Raw genomic sequence first — 23,842 nt, 5'->3', positions numbered from 1 at the left:
CACAAACTGCCAGCAATCCTTTTTTGCCTAACTTCCCATTTTCTGCTATACTATTACCAGACAACCAAGGGAGGCATAAAAGATGATATTTCGATACCCGGATTACTATGAAAAATTTTCATGCATTGCCGGTGCGTGTGAAGATACATGCTGTGCTGGCTGGGAAATTGATATTGATGACAAAAGTTATGAATATTATAAAACAGTAGGTGGCGCATTTGGAGAAATGCTGCGTCAGAATATTAAGGAATATGAAAATGACGAGGAAGATGCATATGAAAGCCATGGTTTTATCCTCAAAGAGGACAGGCGGTGTCCATTTTTAAACGAAAATCAATTGTGTGTGATTTATCAGGAATTGGGTGAGCAGGCTCTTTGTGACGTCTGTACGGATACACCACGGGACTTTCTGGAATATGGCGGGGCAAGAGAATTAGCGTTAAGTGCCAGTTGTCCGGAGGCAGGACGTCTTATTTATAGAAATAAAGAAAAAATGAAAGTAGTGGAGAAAGAAATCAGTGAGCCATTTCCGTGGGAAGAAACGGAAGATGAGCAGGTATTAGCAGATGAAATTCAGTTGGCGAGAAATCAGGCGATTGCGATATTACAAAATCGTTCGATTCGTGTAGAAGAAAGGGTTTGTGCTTGTTTAGAATATGCAAAAAAAGTACAGGATTGTTTGAATCAAGATTCGATTGTGGATATTCATAAAATCCCGATAGAACTGTATTTTAATGACACTACTATTGTAGAAATAAAGGCTGTAACAGAAGAAAAACAGTATGGTCTGTTTTTGGAACGGCTGCGCTTATTTAGCTCGTTAGAAAGCATCCGAGCGGAATGGGACGAACTTTTGTTGAGTTTTCAGAAGCGGTATATGGATTCGGAAGTAGGACGGAAGCAATACATATCTGACAGGAAAGCATATGATGATTTGTTAAATAATGAAAATCGGGAATATGAAAAAGAACAATTAATTGTGTATTATTGTTTTTTGTGTCTGGCACGTTGTGTAGACGATTATGATTTTCTTGGAAAAATGAAACTGGCTGTGACAAGCTTTTTGATGGTGCGCGATATGAATACATTGCGGATGGCAGAGCAAAATGGTGAATTTACAGTGGATGACCAGGTGGTTACGGCGCGTATTTATGCTAAAGAAGTAGAGCACTCGGAATGGAATTTAGAGTACATGGCAGATGAGTTCTTATTTGGGGAGGCATACACACCAGAAAATCTATGTGTTGCCTTGACAAGACAGTAGATTCCGTGTAATATACTATATGTTGTATGTATGCCCTAAAGCAGCATGCATGAATAAAATAAGGAGGTGCACCCTAGTGCTTACATTAGAGGTTGCACACGTGATTGTAGCTATTGTAGTCGTTGTTGTTTTGATAGCGGCAGCAGCACTGATTTCATGGAAAAGCGCGATAAATTATCACATCAAAGTGGGAGAAGCTAAGGTGGGAAGCGCAGAGGAGAAAGCCAGAGAAATCATTGACGATGCATTAAAGACAGCAGAGACGAAGAAACGCGAGGCTCTTTTGGAAGCAAAAGAGGAAAATCTGAAAGCAAAAAATGATCTTGAAAAAGAGACCAAGGAGCGAAGAGCCGAGATTCAGCGTTACGAGAAACGTGTGTTAGGTAAAGAAGAGACCTTAGACAAAAAGCTGGATGCACTCGAGAAAAGGGAATCAAAGTTAAATTCGAGAGAAGCAAACTTTGAAAAGGAGAAGGAAAAAGTTGCCGAACTCCGTCAAAGTCATTTGCGTGAACTTGAGAAGATTTCCGGACTCACCTCCGAACAAGCAAAAGAATACTTATTGAAGACTGTAGAAGAAGATGTAAAACATGAGACAGCAGTTTTGGTAAAAGAATTGGAGCGTCAGGCGAAAGACGAGGCCAATAAAAAGGCAAAAGATTATGTGGTTACGGCAATTCAGAAGTGTGCTGCTGACCATGTATCTGAGACAACGATTTCTGTTGTGCCATTGCCAAGCGATGAAATGAAAGGAAGAATCATTGGTCGCGAGGGACGAAATATTCGTACTCTTGAGAATCTGACCGGTATTGATTTAATTATTGATGATACGCCGGAAGCCGTAATTTTGTCAGGTTTTGATCCGATTCGTCGTGAAGTTGCCAGAATTGCACTTGAAAAATTGATTGTGGACGGAAGAATTCATCCGGCCCGCATCGAAGAAATGGTTGAAAAAGCCAAAAAAGAAGTTGAAACAATGATTCGTGAAGAGGGCGAGGAAGCAGCGCTTGAAGTAGGCGTACATGGAATTCATCCAGAGCTGATTCGTCTGTTAGGTAAGATGAAATTCCGTACCAGTTATGGTCAGAATGCATTGAAGCATTCGATTGAAGTGGCACATTTGTCGGGACTTTTGGCTGGTGAGGTTGGCGTGGATGTTCGTATGGCGAAACGTGCCGGATTATTACATGATATCGGTAAATCAGTCGATCATGATATGGAAGGTTCTCATATTCAGCTCGGCGCTGAGTTGTGTCGTAAATTTAAAGAATCAGCTCTTGTTATTAATGCGGTAGAGGCTCATCATGGTGATGTGGAAGCAGAGAGCATGATTGCCTGCTTAGTTCAGGCGGCAGATGCAATTTCAGCAGCACGTCCCGGTGCACGTCGTGAAACATTAGAAACCTACACGAACCGATTGAAACAATTGGAAGATATTTCCAACAGCTTTAAGGGAGTCGATAAGTCTTTTGCTATTCAGGCAGGTAGAGAAGTTCGAGTGATGGTAATTCCGGATCAGATTAATGATGACGAGATGGTATTGCTTGCCCGCGATTTGTCCAAACAGATTGAGGCAGAATTACAGTATCCGGGTCAGATTAAAGTCAATGTGATTCGTGAATCCAGAGTAGTGGATTATGCTAAATAATTTATTTGTCTAATTAAAACGTAAGGAAAGTGTTGAGAACTAAGTATTTTCGACACTTTCTTTTTTTTAGGGTTTTCACTTTTTATTACTTGTGGTAAAATGCTTGCTATAAGAGAAAATTTGAGGGAAAGCAAGTAAAGGAGGATATTAGGAATGAAAAAACAGGCTTTGAATCCATACTTGCCATCTTGGGAGTATGTACCGGATGGGGAACCATATGTATTTAATGGACGAGTTTATGTGTATGGCTCACATGATTTTTACAATGGTTATGTATTTTGTATGGGGGATTACGTTTGCTGGTCTGCACCAGTGGATGATTTGGGTAACTGGAGATACGAGGGTACTATTTATCGAAAAACAGATGATCCGTTAAATCCGGATGGAAAAATGTGCTTGTATGCACCGGATGTAACAGTAGGACCGGATGGTCGATACTATCTGTATTATGTACTGGATAAAGTTTCAATCGTTTCAGTAGCCGTTTGCGATACGCCGGCTGGAAAATATGAATTTTTAGGATATGTCCATGATAAAAATGGTGTACGTCTTGGTGAGCGGGAAACGGATGAACCGCAGTTTGATCCAGGCGTATTGACAGAAGGAGATAAAACTTATTTATACACTGGAGCTTGTGCCTCGGGTGATAAATCGAGAACTGGGGCTTTTGTGACAGTATTAGGATCCGATATGTTGACGATTGAAGAAGAGCCCGTGCGGGTTGTGCCAGGATGTGAATATAGTGAAGGAACTGGATTTGAAGGCCACGCATTTTTTGAGGCTTCCTCTATCCGCAAGAGAGGAAACGCATACTATTTCATTTACTCATCAGAAGTTATGCATGAACTTTGTTATGCTGTAAGCGATAACCCGGTGAGTGGATTTACGTATCAAGGCGTTATTGTCAGCAATTGTGATTTAGGAATTGACTCTTATAAAAAGGCAGACCGTCCTGTGGCCTATGGCGCAAACAATCACGGAAGTATGGTGCAGATAGGCGAGGATTGGTACATTTTTTATCATCGTCACACAAATGGTTCCTGGTATAGCAGACAAGGCTGTGCGGAACTTCTTGAGATTGATGATAAAGGGAATATTAAACAGGCCGAAATTACGTCTTGTGGCTTAAATGGAGGACCATTAAGAGGCGAGGGTGAATATCCGGCATATCTGGCATGTCATTTGTATACAGATAAAGAATCGGTTTACGTTGGGGGTGATGAATTCCCAAAAGTTATGCAGGATGGCAGAGATGGCGATGAAGAAATTGGGTATATTGGTAATATTCAAAATTCAGCTACGGCAGGATTTAAATATTTTGATATACAAGGAGTTAGGAGAATTCGCATTACAACAAGAGGATATGCAGATGGCGATATTGAGGTGCGAAATGAAATTGATGGGGAAGTGCTTGCGAAATTACACATTGTTTATACGAATGTATGGGAAGATTATGAAACGGAAATTTCAATACCGGATGGTGTACAGCCATTGTACTTTACTTTTCGTGGTCAGGGAAATGCAAGTTTGAAGAGCTTTGCACTGCTGAAAGAGGCATAAAATGAGTAAACTATTACTGGTAGAAGATGATAAGACAATTGTAGAAAATCTTTGTGTGTTTTTACAGCAGGAAGGTTTTTTTGTTGAGTCAGTATTTGGACAGAAGCAGGCCATTGAACTATTAGAAGAGAAAAATTATGACCTTGTGTTGTTAGATATTTCACTTGCAGATGGCAATGGTTTTGCAATCTGTTCCTACATTAAGCAGAATACAGATATACCGGTAATATTTCTTACGGCGTCCGGCGATGAATACAGTGTTGTGACAGGACTTGATATGGGGGCGGATGATTATATCAGTAAACCATTCCGCCCACGTGAACTGGTATCGAGAATTGGTGTTGTACTGCGCCGTAGCGGTAAAACATCCGCGGTTTTAGAGTCGGGAGGTATTACGATTGATACTGGGAAAGCAGTGGTAAAGCGTGATGGTAATGAAATATTTTTATCCGCTTTAGAGTACCGGATTTTATTGATATTATTCCAAAACAAAGGGATGGTTCTTTCCAGAGAGAAGTTGTTAGAGGCAATCTGGGACGTGGCAGGTGACTTTGTGAATGACAATACGCTTACTGTTTATATTAAAAGACTTCGGGAAAAGATTGAGAAAGAACCGGCGAAACCGGAGATTATAAAAACAATACGGGGGATGGGCTATGGGGTATTTTAGAAATCCGGAAATAAAAAAAGAGGGAATTATTTGGCTGTTTGCAGTTTTGCTGACAGCCTTTTTGGGGTGGTATTTGGCATCGGTGAGGGGACTTTATTTGTGCCTTTTTTGTGCAGTTATCTTTGCCGTGATACACTTTAGCTCTTCTGTTATCCGGTATCGCAAAATCGCCGGACTGGCAGATGAAGTCCAGCATTTTCTGCATGTATTTGAATACGTCGATGTAGGGGGAGAAAAGGAAGGCGAACTTGCTATTTTGCGGACAGAAATCCGGAAAATGATGAATAAATTAAATCATCAGGCAAATCTTTTGATGGAAGATAAAAAGTATCTGCTGAATTCTATTGCGGATATTTCCCACCAGATTCGAACGCCGCTCACGGCAATAAATTTAATTGTTTCGCGTTTGCGGGGAGAAAAGAATGAGGCGGACAGGCAGAGATTATTACATGAACTGGAGCAGCTCTTAGTTCATATGGACTGGCTGATTGAAGCGTTATTAAAGATGGCGAAATTGGACGCAGGAACGGTGTCTATGAAAAAAAAGACGGTTAATGTGTCGGATTTACTGAAAAAGTCGGTGCAGGATTTCTTGATTCCGATGGAGTTAAGAGAGCAGAATCTGGTTATTGACTGCACGGACATGGTTTCGCTTTGTGGTGATGAATACTGGCTTCGCGAGGCGGTTGGAAATATTGTAAAGAATTGCATGGAACATACGCCGGCCGGTGGGGAGATTTGCATTCGGGCAGCGGAAAATCATTTATATACGGAAATTACAGTTTCGGATAATGGAGCTGGAATTGACAAAGAAGATTTACCGCATATTTTCGATCGTTTTTATAAAGGAAAAAATTCCGCAGACAGCAGTGTGGGGATTGGTCTTGCGTTGGCGCGCATGATTGTTGTGGCACAGGAGGGGACACTTTCCGCAACGAATGGGATAAATGGCGGTGCGAAATTTGAAATTCGGTTTTATAAGGGAACGGTGTAAGTGACGAAATTGTCACTTAAGAGTCACGGCAGAGTCATTCCATCCTGCTACACTAAAGAAGAATTCAAAATAATGAGGAGGATGAATATGATTCAGGTAGAACATTTATCAAAGGTATATGGAAAAGGTGAAAATGAGGTCGTAGCACTAAATGATGTTTCTTTTTCTGTAAAAAAAGGAGAATTTGTTGCAATCATCGGACCGAGCGGTTCCGGTAAATCGACACTTTTGCATATTCTCGGCGGTGTGGACCGTCCAACGAAAGGAAAAGTTTATTTCGACGGTGTCGATGTGTATCAACAGAAAGAAGACCAGTTAGCAATTTTCAGACGCAGGCAGGTTGGACTTATTTATCAGTTTTACAATTTAATTCCTATTTTGAATGTTTTGGAAAATATGACACTTCCGGTTTTGATGGACGGGCGGGAAGTGAATCAGGAATTTTTGACGGAGTTGGTTGCGACACTGGGACTGGAAGGTAAGGAGAAAAAACTTCCCAATGAATTATCCGGTGGACAGCAGCAGAGAACTTCGATTGGACGGGCATTGATGACGTCGCCGCTTGTTGTACTGGCAGATGAGCCGACGGGAAACCTTGATTCCAAGAATAGTCAGGAAATTATTCAGTTACTAAAAGCGTCAAATAAGAAGTACAATCAGACATTGATTGTGATTACGCATGATGAAAATATCGCATTGCAGGCAGACCGAATTATCGCAATTGAAGATGGCGGGATTACAAGAGATGAGGTGATTCGGGGATGAATGTATTTCATAAATTTGCAATTAAGTCATTAAAATTAAATCGTACAAGAACGATTGTTACGATTATTGGCATTATTTTATCGACTGCTATGCTGACGGCAGTAACAACAACGGTCAGCAGTGTGCAGCAATTTTTACTGGAAGTTACGGAGAAACAAAATGGCTGCTGGCATGGTGTTGTGTCGAATATTTCAATGAAGCAGATAGACGAGATTTCAAAAAAGAAGGAAGTAGAAAAACAGGTATCCATTCAGAATATTGGTTATGCGAAACTTCCGCACAGTAAAAATGAAACCTCTCCGTATTTATACATTGGTGGTTTGAACGGTGACTATGAAACTCTTCTCCCTTTTTATATGAAAGAGGGACGGATGCCAAAGAATGAAAATGAAATTATTCTGCCGGCTTCATTAGAGACAAATGCAGGTGTTTCTTATCAGGTGGGAGATGTGATTTCTCTGCCAAAAGGACTTCGGGTTTTGAAAAATAAGAATCAGCTGTGGGAAGATGATTCTTATCTCAACGAAGATGATGAGACGTTTGTAGAATCAGGGAAAACGGCATATCATGTTGTTGGTATTTATTTAAATCCGCTCTATGACCAGTCAATGTCAGCGGGCTATTATGTGTTTACGAAGGCAGCGAACGGTGGACCGGATTATGGTGGAAGTGTTTATGTGAGTTTGAAAGATGGCAGGAAGACCGCGGACTTTTTAAAGCAGATAAAACCGCAGAAAATGAAAGGGACGGTAGCAGATCCGTTGAAAGATACCAACCGTATGTATTTAATTTACAGTGGTAATGCAAGTGGTTCTGTGTTTAGAGTGCTAGGTGGACTGATGGGCATTTTAATTGCAATTATTATGTTTGGCTCAATTGCTTTGATTGGAAATTCTTTTTCTATTTCGGTCAACGAGAGAAAGCGTCAGTATGGACTTTTATCCTCCATCGGAGCGACGAGAAAGCAGCTTCGACGCAATGTATTATATGAGGCGTCGGTATTGAGCGCCATTGGAATTCCAATCGGTGTTTTGGCTGGAATTGGTGGCATGTCGGTTACTTTTTACTTTGTCAGTGATCTGATGTCCAATATGTTAAATCAAGGAATTGAGGAATACGGAGAAGCACTCAGGCTTCATATGTCAGCGGCCGGCTGGGCTGTTTTGCTGGCAGCATTGATTGGCTTTTTCACGGTTTTGATTTCTGCGTATCTGCCGGCGAGAAAGGCACTGCGCACTTCAGCAATCGAAGTAATACGCCAGTCACAGGATATTAAAATTCGTGCAAACAAAGTAAAAACATGGAAACTTACCGGCAAATTATTTGGTTTAGAGGGAACACTTGCTTCCAAGAATTTTAAGAGAAACCGAAAAAAATACAGAGCAACTGTTTTTTCCTTGTTTGTCAGCGTTGTGTTATTTATTTCTGCCACTAGTTTTTGTGATTATATGTCTACTGCTATCAATACTATGATATCGACCGTAAGCTGTGATATAAGAGTCGGTGATGATTTGACGGATGACAGTAAGGCTTTGTATGATAAACTGCGCGTGACTAAGGGCGTGACGAAATCGTCGTATTATTTTAATTTGTCGACAGAATCATCAATATCAGCCGTTGTGCCGGATTCGAGCATTTCTGAAGAATACAGAAATGGTGTTGATGGAGAAGGTGGACAGTTAAATGAGCCTGTTGATGAAAAGGGAAATGTGGTTAAATCCAAAACGCAGCTTGTGGATAATCTAACGGTTGTGTTCATGGAGAATCAGGCATTTGACGAGTGTGTAAAGCAAAATGGCGCAAATGGGAAATTTGATGCTCTTGCATATGATGCGATGTCGAATCAGACGAGAGATGGCAAAATGTACAAGTATCCATTGTTTAATAAAATACCAAATGAAGTGGAAGTGTGTTTCCCGAAAAAACTGCCAAAGCATTATGAAGATGTGTATGTGCGCAGAGTAGGAAAAAATGGCGAACTTGAGTGCCGGATGGAGAAGTATTTGAACGAAGAGGCAGAGCCTAATTCTGAACGTTTTGTGCCTTATAAAGAATTTTACAACACAAGAAAAATTACCATTGGAAAAACTTTGGACAAAGCACCGTTTGGTATGGAGAATGAGCTCGGATATGGACTGGTTCTTTTCATGCCGGAACGTGCAATGGCAAAAATCTGTCCGGCAGGGATTGAAAAACTAATGGTAATGCTTTACAATTCAGATAACCCGACAGAGACGTCTGAGAAAATGTGTCAGGTGCTTGAAAATAATGACCGCTCCACGGGAAATTTGTATAATTACGCAAGAGAAATACAGGACGTCAGAGCAATGATGTTAGTCATCAAAATCTTTTCTTATGGATTTATTATTTTGATTTCGCTGATTTCGATTGCGAATGTGTTTAACACCATCTCGACGAATATTTTGCTGCGGCGTCGTGAATTTGCTGTGCTTCGTTCTGTTGGAATGACTAGGCACGGATTTTATAAAATGATGAATTTGGAATGTATTTTGTATGGCTGCAAAGGATTATTCTTTGGACTGATTGCTTCCGTGGGAGTAACATACCTGATTTATCTTTCACTTAGAAATCAGATGATTCTCGATTTTTACATTCCGTGGTACAGTGTTGTGATTGCCGTGTTTAGTGTGTTCTTTGTTGTGTTTTGCACGATGCTCTACGCGATGAGAAAGATTCAGAAAGATAACGTAGCAGAGACATTGAAGTCGGATGTGTTTTAGGGTTATGGAACTGGTGGTGGGCGGTATGGTAGTTGCAGTTGACCGTAATATTGAAAACATATAAATAGGTCATCCGATTTTAGTGAATGGGTTGACTGGAAATGGAGATGTTGCATATTCAGTCAACCTTTTTAAGTAAAGTGGGTGACTGTAATGTTAAAAAGATAGATTCCAGTCAACGGAAAATGATAAAAAGGATGACTTAAAAAGAAAAAACAGAAATAAAGTCAACTTTTTATGCTGAATGGGTTGACTGGAATAGAAAATAATAAGTTTTAGGTCAACTAGAGAGATAAGTTAAAGTATATGACGCAGGAGGTGAGCGAAAATGGAAATGGCTTTAATTGCAGGACTTGGACCTGTTTTCGTTTTTTGCATGCTCCTGCTGGTAATTTTTCTATGTAAAAGTCAGGGGTATGAGTCTGGTCAAAAGAGAGCAGGACGTCAAGGAGAGAATTATGTCTGTGACTTAATTTGTCAAGTGCTAAAGGAAAAGGATCTGCTTTTTTCAAATGTGCCGATTGAAATTGAAGGAAAAAGGACAGAATTGGACCACATCATTGTGAATAATAGAGGGATATTTATTATTGAAGTAAAGAATTACAGTGGCAGTTTAATGGGGACAGATAATGATTATGAATGGGTGAAAACAAAGATTAGCAGTAGTGGAAATTCCTATACAAAAATCGTAAAAAATCCAATAAAGCAAGTGAACCGGCAGGTATATTTGTTGGCACAGTTTTTAAAATATTATGGTGTTGATGTTTGGGTTGAGGGATATACATTTTTTGTGCAGGGTAATTCGCCGGTGGACTGTAAACAGGTGCTGGAATCAGCACAGGACATTAACCATGTGATACATAATGGCGCAAATCGAAACTTAACGAATGCAAAAGTTCAGGAGATACAAAAGTTATTATCGTAATTTTCCCATGTCTATAAAATAAACACATTTTAATGAAAACAAAACCTATCAAAGATAATAAAACAGTTATATAATGTTAGCAAACAAAGGTTGGAAGGAGTGAAAAAATGCTATTTCAAGTGACAGCAATAATTCTTTTGCTTGTGTTTTATGGGTGTTATTTTGGAAAAATGTTTCTGCAAAAGCGGCAGGGAATCCAGACGGATCAAATTGGGAAAGGCAAAACAGGGACTGCCAAAGTGATTGAAACACTTATGAAAATTACGACAATATTAGTTCCTCTGGTAGAAGTTATATGTATTATAAAAGAAAAGTACTACGGTATTTTGGGAGGAATTTACGATGAATTTAGATAGGAGAGATGAAGTATGAAGTGTTCAAAATGTGGAAAAGAAATGAGAAAGGGATATTTGTTTTGCAGCAAGGATGGAGCATTTAGTTTTGCTAATGAGGTACCGGGAGTATTTCAAAATGCGAAAAAAGCAGATGGTTTTGTGGAGGTGACGAAATTAAAACCGAATCATAGGACAAATGTGGCAGCAAACTGTTGTGAAGAATGTCGAATAATTACCATTGAGTATTAATGGATTATTGGTTTTGAAATTAAAATATTGGAAAATAAGAAAAACAGCGCAGACAGATAATAGATGCGCTGTTTTTGAAAGTGAGAAAATAGTGACATATTACAAAGGAATATGTGGAAGAATATTGTTGACACATTTTTAAAAGAGGAATATAATATGTCTGAATGGAATAGAAAGACAAAATCTAAAACGTTAAGAAAGGAGAATGCTTATGCTATATGACTATATTATAGAGAATTATAAAGAGGCAGAACCCATTTTCTTTTCTGATTTAAAGATAGAAGATATAACGAAATCTGCGTTGAATCAGCAATTAAAAAAATTATGTGATAAAGGGTTAATTATGAAATATGATACGGGGGTGTATTATATTCCTAAGTTAACTTTGTTTCATTCATCGGTTGGACCAAATGCAGATATGGTTGCAAGATATCGTTTTATTTCGAAAGGTGACAATATAGACGGATTTTATGGTGGAAATTCGTTTGCTAATCAGATTGGAATAACAACACAGGTGCCTAGAGTAGTGGAAATTGTAAGTAATAACACAAATTCATCAAACCGGGAAATTTGTATTGGTAATAGAAAATTTTATGTGAGAAAACCGGTTGTGCCGATTACAAAGGAAAATGTTTATGTGTTACAGATGTTGGAGTTACTTAAAAATCTAGATGCATATCTCGATTTTTCATATGAAGAAGCAAAGGAAAAATTTGCTGAATATATTTCTGTCCATGAAATTAAGAGAAGCGATGTGGATTGTTACATTAGAAAGTATCCGATGTCAACATTTAAGTATTATTATGAATTGGAGTTGGATTATGTACTTGCATAAAGAAAATAAGGAGTTATTTCGCGATGCGGTTCTTTTAGCCTCTCAAAAACTTGAAGTAAGCGAAGATATTGTTGAGAAAGACTACTATGTAACTATGATTTTAAAGAAGTTATCTGCAATTGAGTATCCGATTGTATTTAAAGGTGGAACTTCACTTTCAAAAGCATTTCAGATTATTGATCGTTTCTCTGAGGATATAGATATCACGTTTACAGAGCACTTAGGGGAGGCAAGGCGGAAGAAATTGAAATACAATATACTGAAACCTATAGCGGATGATTTAGGGGTGGAAATTCGTAATTTCGAATCTATTGAGAGTGATAAAAATCTTAATCATTATGATTTTTATTATGAATCTGTTATAGGAGACAGAGTGGTTAATGCTATTCCACCTTATGTGAAACTCGAAACATCATTAATGTCGTACGCATTTCCTACAGAGGAAAAGAACTTAAATAATTATATTTTTGATGCGCTTGGAAAAGAAGATTATAAGAATGATTACAAAGAAACAACACTCAAATTGATTTCTGATTCTTTGTCCTATGAACAAGTTAAAAAACGTTACAAAGAATTGGTTGAAAAGATATTACACAAGGAGAACAAAAATGCTTAATCAATTACATTTGGCCATGCTTGAATTATACAAAGGCGATGCAAAAAGAATCCAGCATTTCTGCAAGGTGCACAGTTATGCCAAGTTAATTGCGGAATGTGAAAAAGTGGACAAACAAACATTATTTATTTTGGAGGCAGCAGCACTTACACACGATATCGGAATTCATTTGTGCGAAGAAAAGTACGGCGACTGCAGCGGTAAATTGCAGGAAAAAGAGGGGCCGGCGATAGCTGCCAGACTGCTTGGAGAATTGGGGTTTGAAAAACAAGTTTCAGAGAGAGTGCAGTATTTGATTGCACATCATCACACCTATCATAATATTGACGGTTTGGATTACCAGATTCTTGTGGAAGCCGATTTTCTTGTAAATCTTTTTGAAGACAATTTGTCAAAAGAAGCGGCGTTAAATGCATACCAAAATATTTTTAAGACAGAAACCGGCAAACGGATTTGTAAAGAGATGTTTGCTCTTTGATGAGGAAAGGAAGAAAATAGATGCAATATGTTAAACTACAGGTAAACTACAAGTGCATCTGATTTTCTTTGTTTTAATGGCGGAGAGATTATTCTGTATATATTCAAGGACTTGGAAGAGGAAGTAAAGCATTTGATGGAAAACACATGCTAACCTCCTCAAACTTATTTCCCCTTTGACCTACCAAAAATAGTTCTAAAAATTAGTCTTACAAGCGGACCACAGTAGAACATCTGATAGCAGATTGCCATTGGAAAATTCATTCCCCATGTTTGAATCCATGTTCCAAATGTTTTTGTGTCCTTGAATAAAATGGTTGCAGCAAGACTCATAATCGGGCACATAATGCAGCAGATACAAATCGAAATTGCGTAGGTGATAAACTGTGGTCTGTCATTCGGGCGCATAACAGTAAATGCCAATATTTTTGCAATTTTCCCAACGACGAAAAATTCTAAAACAAATGCGATTGGTACCATAATCGGCAATTCATGAAGGGCAGCAAGAAAAGTCTCTCCCGATACGCCTCCGGTATTTAAGGCTACGTTGTAGACCACCATTCCATACACCATAATTGTGGCCATGATAATTGTAAATATGACATCTTGAAATTTGTTTTTTGGCATAAAAAAATCCTCCTGTTTGATAACTAAAATTTTATGTGTTGTTCGTTATCATCCCGGAGGATTGTGCGTTTCCAATTCTAACCATATTCAATTGCCTGTAGCAGTATAACATACATTTTAAATTTATGTAAGCATTTTTTCTCTTAGTTATCAAAGATAGGTAAAAGAAAATAGGAATAATTTGGCTGTGGTAAATGTTCGTTGCCGGTTCCTTTGGATTCCAGTAATTCCGTAGAAACACTTTGTGACTCGTGGGTTTTGAGTACGTCGGTATGCGGCACTGGTGGTTTCAGTGCCCATACCGCTACGCACTCAATAAGCGAGAGCGCCCACGAGACGCAAAGCGTTTCTACGGAATTACGGAAAACAAAAAAGTGACAGCGAACACTTGACACAACCCATTTGACAGAACCGCCACATCGTGCTATCATAAAAATCGTGAGTAAAAGAAATCTTCAGGGCGGGGTGCAATTCCCCACCGGCGGTAAAGCCCGCGAGCGACCTTGGTTGCCGATTCGGTGAAATTCCGAAGCCGACAGTATAGTCTGGATGAAAGAAGATAAACGATTTGTGAATGTCAGAAAACCCTGAGTATCTTTTTTGGTACCCAGGGTTTCTTTAATTTGGAAAGGAGGCTGTTATGACAAATCAAGATTACATGAAACGTGCCCTGGAACTTGCAAAAAAAGCGATGGGATATACTTCCCCGAATCCGATGGTCGGCTGCGTGGTTGTGAAGGATGGCAGGATTGTCACCGAAGGATATCATGAGCGGTGCGGCGAATATCATGCAGAGCGCAACGCCCTCACAAAATGCAGCGAAGATTTAACAGGAGCCACAATGTATGTGACGTTAGAGCCGTGTTGTCATCAGGGAAAGACGCCTCCGTGTACGGATATTATATTGGAGCGTGGCATTGGAAAAGTATATGTTGGCTCGATGGACCCGAATCCGAAAGTGGCAGGAAAAGGTGTACAGATTTTAAGAGACCATGGCGTAGAAGTAGAGACCGGCCTTTTAGAAGAAGAGTGCCTTTCATTAAATGAAATATTTTTTCATTATATTACAACAAAAATGCCTTATGTGGCGATGAAGTATGCGATGACGTTAGATGGTAAAATTGCTTCGTTTTCCGGCGATTCCAAATGGGTGACCGGAGAAAAGGCGAGAGAACATACACATTTTTTGCGAAAAAAATACCGCGGAATTTTAGTGGGAATCGGAACCGTGCTTGCGGATGATCCGATGCTCAACTGCCGCATTGAAAATGGTGTGGACCCGGTTCGGATTGTATGTGATTCGCATTTGCAGATTCCACTTGAGTGCAAGCTTGTGAAAACGGCAAAGAATATCGAAACGATTGTCTGCTATGCCGAGGAAAATGAGGAAAAGCAAAAAGCACTTATGGAGGCGGGTGTTCAGTTAATTAAGGCTGAAAAAGATGGACAAGTGGACTTGGAAAAGCTGATGATGGAATTAGGCAGTATGGAAATTGACAGTGTTTTAGTAGAGGGCGGCGGCGCCATCCATGGTTCCTTTTTGACATCCGGTTTGGTGCAGAAAGTTTACTGTTATATTGCGCCGAAGATGATTGGCGGCAAAGATGCATTATCGCCGGTTTTGGGAAAAGGAATTGAAAAAATGAGTGACGCCGTGGAAATTACGGATGTTACGGTACAAAATTTTGGCAGTGACATCTGTGTGAGCGGGCATATTAAGCAAAAAAAGGAGGGATAAGCGGTGTTTACAGGAATTGTAGAAGAGATGGGAACCATTCAGAAAATTGAACGGGGAAGCCAGTCGGCGGTCTTATCGATTCGCTGTGAAAAAGTGTTAGAGGGTACGCAGATTGGTGACAGTATTGCTGTGAATGGCGTGTGTCTGACCGTGACAAGCCTGCGAAGTGATGGTTACGATGCAGATGTGATGGCAGAGACGATGAACCGGAGTTCCCTCGGTTTACTGCAGCCGGGAAGCCGTGTGAATTTAGAGCGTGCGATGCCGGCGGATGGACGATTTGGCGGACATATCGTGGCAGGACATGTGGATGGGACAGGAACTATTGTCAAAATAGAAAAGGACGAAACGGCGGTGTGGTACCGAATTGAGGCGGCACCGGAAGTGCTTCGCTACATTGTAGAAAAAGGCTCTATCACAATTGATGGAATCAGTCTTACCGTGGCGACAGTTTCCGATACGGATTTTCAGGTGTCAATTATTCCGCACACTCAGGCAAATACGGTGCTTTCTGACCGGAAAACCGGTGATGTGGTAAATCTGGAAACAGACATTATTGGAAAGTATGTGGAAAAACTTTTGCAGCCGCAAAAAACTCCTGAAAAAGAAAGTAAGATTACGTTAGAATTTTTAGCAGAAAACGGATTTTAATACAGAAAGGAACGAGAATAATGGCAGGATTTGCAACGATTGATGAGGCATTACAGGATTTAAGAGATGGGAAATTAATTTTAGTGATTGATGACCCGGACCGTGAAAATGAAGGCGATTTAATTTGTGCCGCAGAATTTGCTACGACAGAAAATGTAAATGCGATGGCAAGTCTGGCAAAAGGATTAATCTGTATGCCGATGAGTAAAGAGATGACGAAAAAACTGGGACTTGACCAGATGGTAGCGGTGAATACGGATAACCATTCAACGGCATTTACCGTTTCGATTGACCATGTGGACACAACAACCGGTATTTCTGCGGTAGAGCGTTCGCTGACGGCAATGAAGTGTGTGGAAGATGGCGTGAAACCGGAAGATTTTCGAAGACCGGGGCACATGTTTCCTCTTGAAGCAAGAGAAGGCGGCGTGTTAAAGCGTGCCGGACACACAGAGGCAACGGTGGATTTGATGCGGTTAGCCGGTCTGAAAGAATGTGGTCTTTGCTGTGAGATTATGCGTGAGGATGGTACGATGATGCGTACAACCGAACTTTTAGAATTTGCCAAAGAGCATAATCTTCATGTAATTACAATCGAGGATTTGATTAAGAAACGTTTGGAAAAAGAAAGTCTTGTAAAAAAAGAAGCCGAGGCAAAACTTCCAACGAAATATGGAAATTTTCGAATTCACGGATATCAGAATATTACAAACGGTGAGCATCATGTTGCTCTTACGATGGGAGATGTGTCGGATGGTGAACCGGTGCTTTGCCGTGTTCATTCGGAATGCCTGACCGGTGATGTATTTGGCTCCTGCCGCTGTGACTGTGGCGAGCAGTTAGAAAGTGCCATGCGCATGATTGCCAAGGAAGGCAGAGGAATTCTTCTTTATATGAGACAGGAAGGCAGAGGAATCGGCCTTTTGAACAAATTGAAAGCTTATGAACTGCAGGAGCAGGGATATGATACGGTAGAGGCAAATGTAAAATTGGGATTTGCTCCGGACTTAAGAGAGTATGGAATCGGTGCCCAGATTTTATATGATTTGGGCGTAAAAAAACTTCGTCTTTTGACGAATAACCCGACTAAAATTGCAGGACTTGCCGGCTATGGAATTGAAATTGTGGAGCGTGTTCCGATTGAAATTGCACCAAAGCCGGAGGATTATAAGTACCTTGTGACAAAGCAGGAAAAAATGCAGCATATGACGCACTATGATGTAACACGTGCGAAAAAAGATAAATAAAAGAAAGTGAGGAAATGAAAATGAAAACATTAGAAGGAAACGTAATTGGAAAAGGACTCAAAGTTGGTATTGTGGCAGCAAGATTTAACGAGTTTATTGTAAACAAACTGATTGGCGGTGCAGAGGATGCCTTAGTACGTCATGGCGTGGATACAAAGGATGTGGAACTTGCTTATGTGCCTGGCGCATTTGAGATTCCGATTGTTGCACAGAAGATGGCAGCAAGTGGAAAGTATGATGCGGTAATCTGCCTTGGTGCCGTAATCAAAGGTTCAACTTCTCATTATGATTATGTCTGCGCAGAGGTAAGCAAAGGTGTTGCAACCGTTGGTTTAAATACCGGAGTACCTACTCTGTTTGGTGTATTGACAACAGATAATATTGAGCAGGCAATTGAGCGTGCCGGTACAAAAGCAGGAAATAAAGGATATGATGTTGCATGTTCTGCCATTGAGATGGTAAACTTAATGAAAGAGTTATAAAAAGAAATAGCAAAAGGGGGCAGCAGGGGTGATGGATTTTCATCAGATTAAGTCTAACATGGAGAAGGTAATCGTTGGAAAATCAGAGACGATTGATTTGGTTCTTACGGCACTTTTAGCAGGCGGTCATATTCTGCTTGAGGATGTGCCGGGAACCGGAAAGACGATGCTTGCAAAAGCGTTAGCAGCATCACTTTCACTGGATTTTCAGAGAATCCAGTTTACACCGGATTTACTTCCGGGGGATGTGACGGGAATCCACTTTTTTAATCAGAAAAATTCAGAATTTGAATTTCGTCCGGGTGGCATTTTCACGAATATTCTGCTGGCAGATGAGATTAACCGCGCGACGCCGCGTACGCAATCAAGTCTGTTAGAGAGTATGGAGGAGCATCAGGCAACGATTGACGGTGTCACCATGGAATTACCGGACCCGTTTTTTGTAATTGCGACGCAGAACCCGGTAGAATCTTCCGGTACATTTCCACTTCCGGAAGCACAGCTTGACCGTTTTATCATGCAGATTCCGATGGGATATCCAAACCGCGAAGGAGAGCGTGAAATTCTGCATCGTTTTGCAGCAGATAATCCGCTTTTGACACTTGAGTCTGTCTGCACAAAAGAAGAATTGGCGGCGATGCAAAAGCAGTGCGAAGAGGTTTATGCGGCACCCGTGATTGAGGATTATATTTTAGACCTTGTGGAAGCTACCCGCAAGCATAATAACATTGCACTCGGCGTCAGTCCGCGTGGAGCACTTGTATTTTTGCGTGCAGCAAAATGTTATTCGGCATTAAAGGGCGAGCATTTTGTGACACCGGAGACAGTGAAGTATCTGGCGCCATTTGTACTTTCACACCGGCTGATTTTGGAAGACGTGTATAGCACAAATAAAAAAGCGTCCGATTACATTGAGGAAATTACGCATTTTGTAACAGCACCGACGGAGGATTTTGCTAAGTGATAATCATGTTATTTCTTGCCCTTGTGCTGTTTATCGTTTATTTCATTCATACGTTTCATTACAGCAGACATTGGATGGAAAACTTTGAAGTGACACTTGCCTTTTCGGAGGAACAGGCAGGAGAGGGCGATACGTTGTTTTTATATGAAACAGCAGTGAATAAGAAAAAAATGGGTCTGCCGATTATGTGTGTGAAGTATTTAGCCTCCCGCTTTTTGCAGTTTGAGGGGGCGGAGAGCGGAACGGTTTCAGACCATTTTTACCGGAATGATGTCATGAGTGTGGATGGCTTTGAGAAAGTGCGCCGAAAATTAAAGTTTACCTGCAAAAAACGTGGGTTTTATCAGATTCAGGAGGCAGAACTAGTCAGTTATGATTTGTTCTGCCGTCATACGTTTGTCCAAAAAATTCCGGTGGAAGTTTCGCTTTTGGTATACCCGTCCCGTATGAATATTCGAAAATTGATGCCGGTATTCCGGCACATGACAGGTTCGTGTAAAACGAATGTGCCACTGTTTGAAGACCCGTTCTTAAGTGGTGGTGTCCGAGAGTATACGCCGGAAGATTCGATGCGTAAAATTCACTGGAAAGCGTCGGCGAGAATGGGGAATTGGCAGGTAAAAACAGCGGAATATACGGCTTCTACTCCTGTCGTAATCCTGCTCAATCTGGAATCGCCCGGTGTTTTTGTCTCTGTTGATTTGATGGAAGAGAGTATTCGTCTTGCGTATTCCTTTGTTTATTATTTAAGTAAAGAAGGTGTAGAAACAAAGTTAGTTATTTCCGGTGATGAGAAATATTCCATGGAAGGAACCGGAAGAACCCAGATTGCGGCGGCACGCCGTGCTCTGGCATTGATTTCTTATGAGCACCCGCTTAGCAAAGGGGAAGATTTTGTGATAAGAGAGTGCGAAAAAATCCGCAGGGAGCAGCATGTGATTCTCATTTCTGCGGCAGGAAAAAAGCCAATGCAAAAGGCGGTTTCCGATATGCTGCACCGGAACGAATCTTTGACGTGGATTGCTCCAACTTTTTCGGAGTATGGAGAGGATAATGAATTTCGGGAGATACCTCCGTCAATTGCAAAATGTCTTGTGAAATGGAGGGGTATGTAGTGAAAATCCGCAGGCGGTGCCGTTTTTTGGCATTTCTTTATTACGAGCTGTTAATTCTTGGAGTGGTTACCTCTTTGGTTCACTGGTTTGATGCCGGCGATGTGTATTCTTATGGGCGTTTTGTCTTTTTTGTTTTTGTGCCAATATTATTTTACCGGCATTTTTATCAGAAAGAAAAGCGAGAGGAAAGAAAAGTTGCGTCCTGTCATGTGGGGGCACTTGTGTTAGCCGGTCTTTTTATGATGCCGGGCACTATTTTAGAGGCAGCCGATGATAGTTTCTGGCTGTGCAGTATTTTCTATCTGGCGGCGATTGTTGTTGGATTTGCCGGTGAATACTGGCGTGGGCAGTATCTTGTAGTAGGTTGCAATCCAAGTGTTTCCGAGGAGACGAAACGCCGCATAAATGTGAATCGCAAAAAGGACTGGATTCCTTTCTATGCCACGGGAATTCTTACGGTTTTGCTTTTATTTGTGACGGCAGGATATAAACCGGAGTGGAATTTTGAAAAGGATTTAAAAGAAAAGGCTGCGGTAGAGGAAACAAAAGAGAAGGAAGAGCCGGCAGTGGGACCGGAAAGCCAGTCAAGAGAGACTGTGGTACGGCAGCAGCAGGAAGAGCAAAAGGGTAATTTCTGGCTTACACTACTGCGGTATACTGTATTGATTGTACTGATTGTGACGGTAGTTATTCTGGCTGGTTATGGTATTTTTAAATTGATTTGTTATCTGGTATTTCACCGCAAAAAGCCTTCCTATGAATTTGTGGAACAGGTGACCATTACAAAAGAGAATGAGGAACATATACGGCTTGTACCGGTGGTAAAACGGGAAAAGAAGTTCCCGGCAGGTAACGATGGATTTGTCCGAAAGGCGTTTTACAAACAGATTCAAGCCGGTGCACAAAAGAATTCGGTTCCATGCTCACAGACGCCGCAGGAACTAAAGGAGACTTATTTATCTGGGGAAAAGGCGGATGAATATTTGACTCAATTATATGAAAAGGCAAGATATGCGAAAGAGTCGGTTGAGACAGAAGAAATTCGCAAATTACATGAATTGGAGGAACAGAAATGGAAGAAAAATGGAAAAAAGTAAATCCGGTGCTTTCGTTGGATTATCCGGATCCGGATGTAATTCGGGTGGACGACACATATTATATGGTAAGTACCACGATGCATTTTATGCCGGGATGTGTGATTCTGCGATCCTATAATCTGGCGGACTGGGAAATTTATTCTTATGTGTATGAGACACTTGAACCTACGGATCAAGAGTGCTTAAAGAATGGGAAAAATGCTTATGGACAAGGAATGTGGGCTGCCACACTCCGCTATGAAAAAGGTATGTTTTATTTGCTCTTTGTTGCCAATGACACGGGAAAAACGTATTTGTTCCGCGCATCGGACTTAAAAGGTCCGTGGCAGAAAAATGAAATCGAGGGCTTTTACCATGACTGCTCGCTTTTGTTTGATGAGGGAAGCGCTTTCCTTGCCTACGGAAACCGCCAGATTTATGTGATGGAATTGAATGAAGAAATGACGGCGCCCAAAGAGGGCGGTTTACATAAACTTTTGGTTGAGGACCCGGATGAAGTGTATCTTGGTTACGAGGGAACCCATTGGTACAAAATTAATGGGAAATATTATTTGTTTTTTATCCATTACCGCAAGGGGGACAATACGAGACGTTCGCAGGTTTGCTATGTAAGCGATTCGCTCGCAGGTCCTTATACCGGTGGAGAGGTGCTTGATACCGACGGCGGTTACTGCAATCAGGGAGTTGCCCAGGGAGGAATTGTGAGTACGACAAGTGGAAAATGGTATGCCATGCTGTTCCGTGACAGTGGTGCCGTGGGAAGACTGCCGGTTCTTGTTCCGGTTCATTTTGAAAATGATTTTCCAGTATTTGGCGTAGATGGAGATGTAGAAGACAAACTACTTTTAGAGGATACAAAACCGGCTCACAAATATGCACCTTTATATGGAGATGAAGATTTTTCTTCTCTTCATAATTACTGGCAGTGGAATCATGTGCCGGATGACAGCAGGTGGAAACTTTTGGACCACCGGTTGATTTTGCAGACCGGAAAAATATGCAATAATGTGACACAGGCACCAAATACGCTGACTCAGAGGATGCCGTATCCGGGAGGTGTTGTAACAGTAACCGTAGATGGTTCGGCGTTATCCGATGGCGATATAGCGGGACTTTGTATGCTGCAAAGCGATTATGCATTAGCCGGAATTACGAAAGAAAATGGAAACTATTTTCTTGTGAAACTGGCGAAAGCTGGTGTGGCAGATGGAGAGATGAACCCGAAAGAAGATGACAGTCTGCCGGCTGTGCAGGAGAAAATTCTGCTTTCTTCTGCCAAAGTTACACTTCGGGCGAGAATTGATTTTACAAGGATGAAAGATACGGCGGTGTTTGAGTGGAAGCAGAATGGTAATTGGCAGACTCTTGCAGAGCCATTTTCTCTGTATTTTAAACTGGATCATTTTTGCGGTGTGCGTCCGGGGCTTTTTTGCTATGCAACGAAAGAGTTGGGAGGCCAGGCAGCATTTTCAGATTTCACGATGAGAAAGGAAGAGACTGATGAATAAAAAAGAGGGCATTAAGTTATGTGAATCCGAGCTTAAGGTGATGGAACTTCTGTGGGAGGAGGGTGAACTCCGCGCGGGTGAAATTGTTCCGATTTTGTCAGCGCGCGTTGGCTGGAACCGCAATACGACTTATACAATTATTAAAAAGTGTGTGGAAAAGGGGGCCATAAGGCGGATTGAACCAAAGTTTGTCTGCCAGCCCCTTGTGACGAAGGAACAGACGCAGGTTTATGAAATAAATGCTTTGGCAGAGCGGCTGTTTGATGGAAGTTTGGAAAAACTGCGGAAGGTTGTGGAGGAGATGGTGGGATAATACCAATAACATAAGTAGATACCGGATAAAATAATCAAAGGACTAATTCTTAGCTGTTTATTTTATCCGGTATTTTTGTGTGAAAATTATTTTCTTTCAAAAAATGACAGAAAATGAAAGAAAATGATTGACAATGACGGAAGATGACAGTATAATACAGATAAAGAAAACAAAAAAGTCCATTTCGGGCAAAAGTAGTCAAAAAATGAAATGGAGTGATGAGATGCTGACAGAAGAAAGACTTCAGGAAATCGAGCGTATTGTGAAGGAAAAGGGGAGTGCTTCGATTCCGGAATTGATGGAACGGATGGGAATATCAGAATCCACAGCCAGACGGGATTTGACTCTACTTGATAAGCAGGGAAGGCTCCAAAAAGTTCGTGGCGGTGCGATGATAATCGGTGATGTTTATAGTACCAAAGAAGATACTGTACTCCAGAAAAAAGACCGAAATTTAGAGGAAAAAGTGGAAATTGCAAAGTATGCGGCATCGCTTATTGAGCCAAACGATTTTGTGTATCTGGATGCCGGAACGACAACAGAACTTATGATTGATTATCTGACAGAAAAGGATATCACATTTGTGACAAATGCAGTTTCACATGCTAGGAAACTTTCGATGGCTGGATATACAACGTATATTCTTGGCGGAGAGTTTAAGGCAACGACAGAGGCAATTGTTGGCGATGAAGCAATTGAAAGTCTACAAAAATATAATTTTACAAAAGGCTTTTGGGGAACAAATGGTGTACATCAGAAATTAGGTTTTAGTACACCGGATGTCAAAGAGGCAAAAGTAAAAGAAGTTGCTATGAAACATTGTGCCAAACGTTATGTGCTTTGTGATTCGAGTAAGTTTTCGCAGATTTCCTGTGTAAAATTTGGAGAGTTTGCAAAAACTTGTATCATAACGACACAGATTTTGGATGAGAGTTATAGACAATGTGACAATATCATTGAAGTAAAGTGAGGTGACAAACTATAAATAGTCAAGAGGTTTTTGAAAAAAATTATACTTGTA

At 40.8% G+C, this 23,842-nt stretch carries 24 protein-coding genes and 1 riboswitch; of the genes, 23 read left to right on the top strand and 1 reads right to left on the bottom strand.

Annotation, left to right across the window (positions count from 1 at the left end; translation table 11 throughout):
• The first annotated feature begins 82 nt into the window (after positions 1 to 82).
• From fliB to DW005_RS09820, 13 genes are all read left to right on the top strand, one after another.
• Positions 83 to 1,264 carry a flagellin lysine-N-methylase gene (fliB, locus tag DW005_RS09880; protein ID WP_117479178.1) on the top strand — a complete coding sequence of 394 codons (1,182 nt, stop codon included), beginning with the start codon at positions 83 to 85 and terminating at the stop codon, positions 1,262 to 1,264.
• A 133-nt stretch (positions 1,265 to 1,397) separates the two neighbouring features.
• Positions 1,398 to 2,912 carry a ribonuclease Y gene (rny, locus tag DW005_RS09875; RefSeq protein WP_347461621.1) on the top strand — a complete coding sequence of 505 codons (1,515 nt, stop codon included), beginning with the start codon at positions 1,398 to 1,400 and terminating at the stop codon, positions 2,910 to 2,912.
• A gap of 153 nt (positions 2,913 to 3,065) precedes the next feature.
• Positions 3,066 to 4,472, top strand: coding sequence for a family 43 glycosylhydrolase (locus DW005_RS09870; RefSeq protein ID WP_117479176.1), 1,407 nt, complete (start codon positions 3,066 to 3,068; stop codon positions 4,470 to 4,472).
• Between the two features lies 1 nt (position 4,473).
• Positions 4,474 to 5,142 (top strand): response regulator transcription factor, encoded by a 669-nt coding sequence (locus tag DW005_RS09865; protein ID WP_117479175.1) that lies wholly within the window; start codon positions 4,474 to 4,476, stop codon positions 5,140 to 5,142.
• Entirely contained in the window at positions 5,129 to 6,136 is a 1,008-nt protein-coding gene (locus DW005_RS09860) for a HAMP domain-containing sensor histidine kinase (protein WP_117479174.1), read from the top strand. Before DW005_RS09865 ends, DW005_RS09860 begins: the two co-directional genes overlap by 14 nt.
• An 81-nt stretch (positions 6,137 to 6,217) precedes the next feature.
• Positions 6,218 to 6,901 carry an ABC transporter ATP-binding protein gene (locus DW005_RS09855; protein ID WP_117479173.1) on the top strand — a complete coding sequence of 228 codons (684 nt, stop codon included), beginning with the start codon at positions 6,218 to 6,220 and terminating at the stop codon, positions 6,899 to 6,901.
• Complete coding sequence (locus DW005_RS09850) at positions 6,898 to 9,642, top strand: ABC transporter permease (RefSeq protein ID WP_117479172.1); 2,745 nt, start codon at positions 6,898 to 6,900, stop codon at positions 9,640 to 9,642. The genes DW005_RS09855 and DW005_RS09850 overlap by 4 nt, the downstream gene beginning before the upstream one ends.
• Before the next feature lie 328 nt (positions 9,643 to 9,970).
• Positions 9,971 to 10,567 carry a nuclease-related domain-containing protein gene (locus DW005_RS09845; RefSeq protein WP_117479171.1) on the top strand — a complete coding sequence of 199 codons (597 nt, stop codon included), beginning with the start codon at positions 9,971 to 9,973 and terminating at the stop codon, positions 10,565 to 10,567.
• Between the two features lie 107 nt (positions 10,568 to 10,674).
• Positions 10,675 to 10,923, top strand: a complete 249-nt coding sequence (locus tag DW005_RS09840) for a hypothetical protein (RefSeq protein WP_117479170.1) — start codon at positions 10,675 to 10,677, stop codon at positions 10,921 to 10,923.
• 12 nt (positions 10,924 to 10,935) lie between these two features.
• Positions 10,936 to 11,151: a PF20097 family protein gene (locus DW005_RS09835; protein WP_022377021.1), complete on the top strand. Its 216-nt coding sequence runs from the start codon at positions 10,936 to 10,938 to the stop codon at positions 11,149 to 11,151.
• A gap of 211 nt (positions 11,152 to 11,362) precedes the next feature.
• Positions 11,363 to 11,986 (top strand): DUF6088 family protein, encoded by a 624-nt coding sequence (locus DW005_RS09830; protein ID WP_117479169.1) that lies wholly within the window; start codon positions 11,363 to 11,365, stop codon positions 11,984 to 11,986.
• A complete protein-coding gene (locus tag DW005_RS09825) occupies positions 11,973 to 12,602 on the top strand; it encodes a nucleotidyl transferase AbiEii/AbiGii toxin family protein (RefSeq protein WP_117479168.1) in 630 nt (209 codons plus the stop codon). Before DW005_RS09830 ends, DW005_RS09825 begins: the two co-directional genes overlap by 14 nt.
• Positions 12,595 to 13,080: an HD domain-containing protein gene (locus tag DW005_RS09820; protein ID WP_117479167.1), complete on the top strand. Its 486-nt coding sequence runs from the start codon at positions 12,595 to 12,597 to the stop codon at positions 13,078 to 13,080. The genes DW005_RS09825 and DW005_RS09820 overlap by 8 nt, the downstream gene beginning before the upstream one ends.
• Positions 13,081 to 13,244: 164 nt before the next feature.
• Here the strand turns inward: DW005_RS09820 and DW005_RS09815 are convergent, their stop codons facing one another.
• A complete protein-coding gene (locus DW005_RS09815) occupies positions 13,245 to 13,706 on the bottom strand; it encodes a DUF2798 domain-containing protein (RefSeq protein WP_117479166.1) in 462 nt (153 codons plus the stop codon).
• Between the two features lie 447 nt (positions 13,707 to 14,153).
• Positions 14,154 to 14,271: riboswitch (FMN riboswitch) on the top strand.
• A 75-nt stretch (positions 14,272 to 14,346) separates the two neighbouring features.
• Here DW005_RS09815 and ribD point away from each other — a divergent pair.
• The 10 genes from ribD (at position 14,347) to DW005_RS09765 (ending at position 23,791) form a co-directional block, all read left to right on the top strand.
• The gene (ribD, locus tag DW005_RS09810) at positions 14,347 to 15,444 is read left to right on the top strand and encodes a bifunctional diaminohydroxyphosphoribosylaminopyrimidine deaminase/5-amino-6-(5-phosphoribosylamino)uracil reductase RibD (protein WP_117479165.1); all 1,098 of its coding nucleotides are present in this window, start codon (positions 14,347 to 14,349) and stop codon (positions 15,442 to 15,444) included.
• Positions 15,445 to 15,447: 3 nt separating this feature from the next.
• Positions 15,448 to 16,095, top strand: coding sequence for a riboflavin synthase (locus DW005_RS09805; protein ID WP_117479164.1), 648 nt, complete (start codon positions 15,448 to 15,450; stop codon positions 16,093 to 16,095).
• A 20-nt stretch (positions 16,096 to 16,115) separates the two neighbouring features.
• Complete coding sequence (locus DW005_RS09800; RefSeq protein WP_117479163.1) at positions 16,116 to 17,342, top strand: bifunctional 3,4-dihydroxy-2-butanone-4-phosphate synthase/GTP cyclohydrolase II; 1,227 nt, start codon at positions 16,116 to 16,118, stop codon at positions 17,340 to 17,342.
• Between the two features lie 20 nt (positions 17,343 to 17,362).
• Positions 17,363 to 17,824: a 6,7-dimethyl-8-ribityllumazine synthase gene (gene ribE, locus DW005_RS09795; protein ID WP_022377027.1), complete on the top strand. Its 462-nt coding sequence runs from the start codon at positions 17,363 to 17,365 to the stop codon at positions 17,822 to 17,824.
• 31 nt (positions 17,825 to 17,855) lie between these two features.
• Positions 17,856 to 18,788, top strand: coding sequence for a MoxR family ATPase (locus DW005_RS09790; RefSeq protein WP_117479162.1), 933 nt, complete (start codon positions 17,856 to 17,858; stop codon positions 18,786 to 18,788).
• A 5-nt stretch (positions 18,789 to 18,793) separates the two neighbouring features.
• Positions 18,794 to 19,903 (top strand): DUF58 domain-containing protein, encoded by a 1,110-nt coding sequence (locus DW005_RS09785; RefSeq protein WP_242989418.1) that lies wholly within the window; start codon positions 18,794 to 18,796, stop codon positions 19,901 to 19,903.
• On the top strand, positions 19,903 to 21,000 hold the full coding sequence (locus DW005_RS09780) for a hypothetical protein (protein ID WP_117479160.1): 1,098 nt from the start codon (positions 19,903 to 19,905) through the stop codon (positions 20,998 to 21,000). Before DW005_RS09785 ends, DW005_RS09780 begins: the two co-directional genes overlap by 1 nt.
• Complete coding sequence (locus DW005_RS09775; protein ID WP_117479159.1) at positions 20,976 to 22,508, top strand: glycoside hydrolase 43 family protein; 1,533 nt, start codon at positions 20,976 to 20,978, stop codon at positions 22,506 to 22,508. Before DW005_RS09780 ends, DW005_RS09775 begins: the two co-directional genes overlap by 25 nt.
• The gene (locus DW005_RS09770; protein ID WP_117479158.1) at positions 22,501 to 22,821 is read left to right on the top strand and encodes a BlaI/MecI/CopY family transcriptional regulator; all 321 of its coding nucleotides are present in this window, start codon (positions 22,501 to 22,503) and stop codon (positions 22,819 to 22,821) included. Before DW005_RS09775 ends, DW005_RS09770 begins: the two co-directional genes overlap by 8 nt.
• 133 nt (positions 22,822 to 22,954) lie before the next feature.
• A complete protein-coding gene (locus tag DW005_RS09765; protein WP_347461618.1) occupies positions 22,955 to 23,791 on the top strand; it encodes a DeoR/GlpR family DNA-binding transcription regulator in 837 nt (278 codons plus the stop codon).
• The last annotated feature ends 51 nt before the right edge of the window (positions 23,792 to 23,842 follow it).

Origin of the sequence: Clostridium sp. AF36-4, assembly GCF_003435975.1 — a bacterium.
GTDB lineage: Bacteria > Bacillota > Clostridia > Lachnospirales > Lachnospiraceae > Eubacterium_F.
The sequence above is the reverse complement of the archived record's forward strand: the minus strand, read 5'-3'. Positions and strand labels throughout refer to the sequence as shown.

Coding starts and splice junctions, on each gene's coding strand:
- DW005_RS09840 (WP_117479170.1), top strand. CDS start 10,675: ATGCTATTTCAAGTGACAGCAATAATTCTTTTGCTTGTGTTTTATGGG.
- DW005_RS09790 (WP_117479162.1), top strand. CDS start 17,856: ATGGATTTTCATCAGATTAAGTCTAACATGGAGAAGGTAATCGTTGGA.
- ribE (WP_022377027.1), top strand. CDS start 17,363: ATGAAAACATTAGAAGGAAACGTAATTGGAAAAGGACTCAAAGTTGGT.
- DW005_RS09775 (WP_117479159.1), top strand. CDS start 20,976: ATGGAAGAAAAATGGAAAAAAGTAAATCCGGTGCTTTCGTTGGATTAT.
- DW005_RS09770 (WP_117479158.1), top strand. CDS start 22,501: ATGAATAAAAAAGAGGGCATTAAGTTATGTGAATCCGAGCTTAAGGTG.
- DW005_RS09850 (WP_117479172.1), top strand. CDS start 6,898: ATGAATGTATTTCATAAATTTGCAATTAAGTCATTAAAATTAAATCGT.
- DW005_RS09855 (WP_117479173.1), top strand. CDS start 6,218: ATGAATATGATTCAGGTAGAACATTTATCAAAGGTATATGGAAAAGGT.
- DW005_RS09865 (WP_117479175.1), top strand. CDS start 4,474: ATGAGTAAACTATTACTGGTAGAAGATGATAAGACAATTGTAGAAAAT.
- DW005_RS09820 (WP_117479167.1), top strand. CDS start 12,595: ATGCTTAATCAATTACATTTGGCCATGCTTGAATTATACAAAGGCGAT.
- ribD (WP_117479165.1), top strand. CDS start 14,347: ATGACAAATCAAGATTACATGAAACGTGCCCTGGAACTTGCAAAAAAA.
- DW005_RS09860 (WP_117479174.1), top strand. CDS start 5,129: ATGGGGTATTTTAGAAATCCGGAAATAAAAAAAGAGGGAATTATTTGG.
- DW005_RS09825 (WP_117479168.1), top strand. CDS start 11,973: ATGTACTTGCATAAAGAAAATAAGGAGTTATTTCGCGATGCGGTTCTT.
- DW005_RS09845 (WP_117479171.1), top strand. CDS start 9,971: ATGGAAATGGCTTTAATTGCAGGACTTGGACCTGTTTTCGTTTTTTGC.
- DW005_RS09800 (WP_117479163.1), top strand. CDS start 16,116: ATGGCAGGATTTGCAACGATTGATGAGGCATTACAGGATTTAAGAGAT.
- DW005_RS09870 (WP_117479176.1), top strand. CDS start 3,066: ATGAAAAAACAGGCTTTGAATCCATACTTGCCATCTTGGGAGTATGTA.
- DW005_RS09835 (WP_022377021.1), top strand. CDS start 10,936: ATGAAGTGTTCAAAATGTGGAAAAGAAATGAGAAAGGGATATTTGTTT.
- DW005_RS09765 (WP_347461618.1), top strand. CDS start 22,955: ATGACGGAAGATGACAGTATAATACAGATAAAGAAAACAAAAAAGTCC.
- DW005_RS09815 (WP_117479166.1), bottom strand. CDS start 13,706: ATGCCAAAAAACAAATTTCAAGATGTCATATTTACAATTATCATGGCC.
- DW005_RS09830 (WP_117479169.1), top strand. CDS start 11,363: ATGCTATATGACTATATTATAGAGAATTATAAAGAGGCAGAACCCATT.
- DW005_RS09785 (WP_242989418.1), top strand. CDS start 18,794: ATGTTATTTCTTGCCCTTGTGCTGTTTATCGTTTATTTCATTCATACG.
- fliB (WP_117479178.1), top strand. CDS start 83: ATGATATTTCGATACCCGGATTACTATGAAAAATTTTCATGCATTGCC.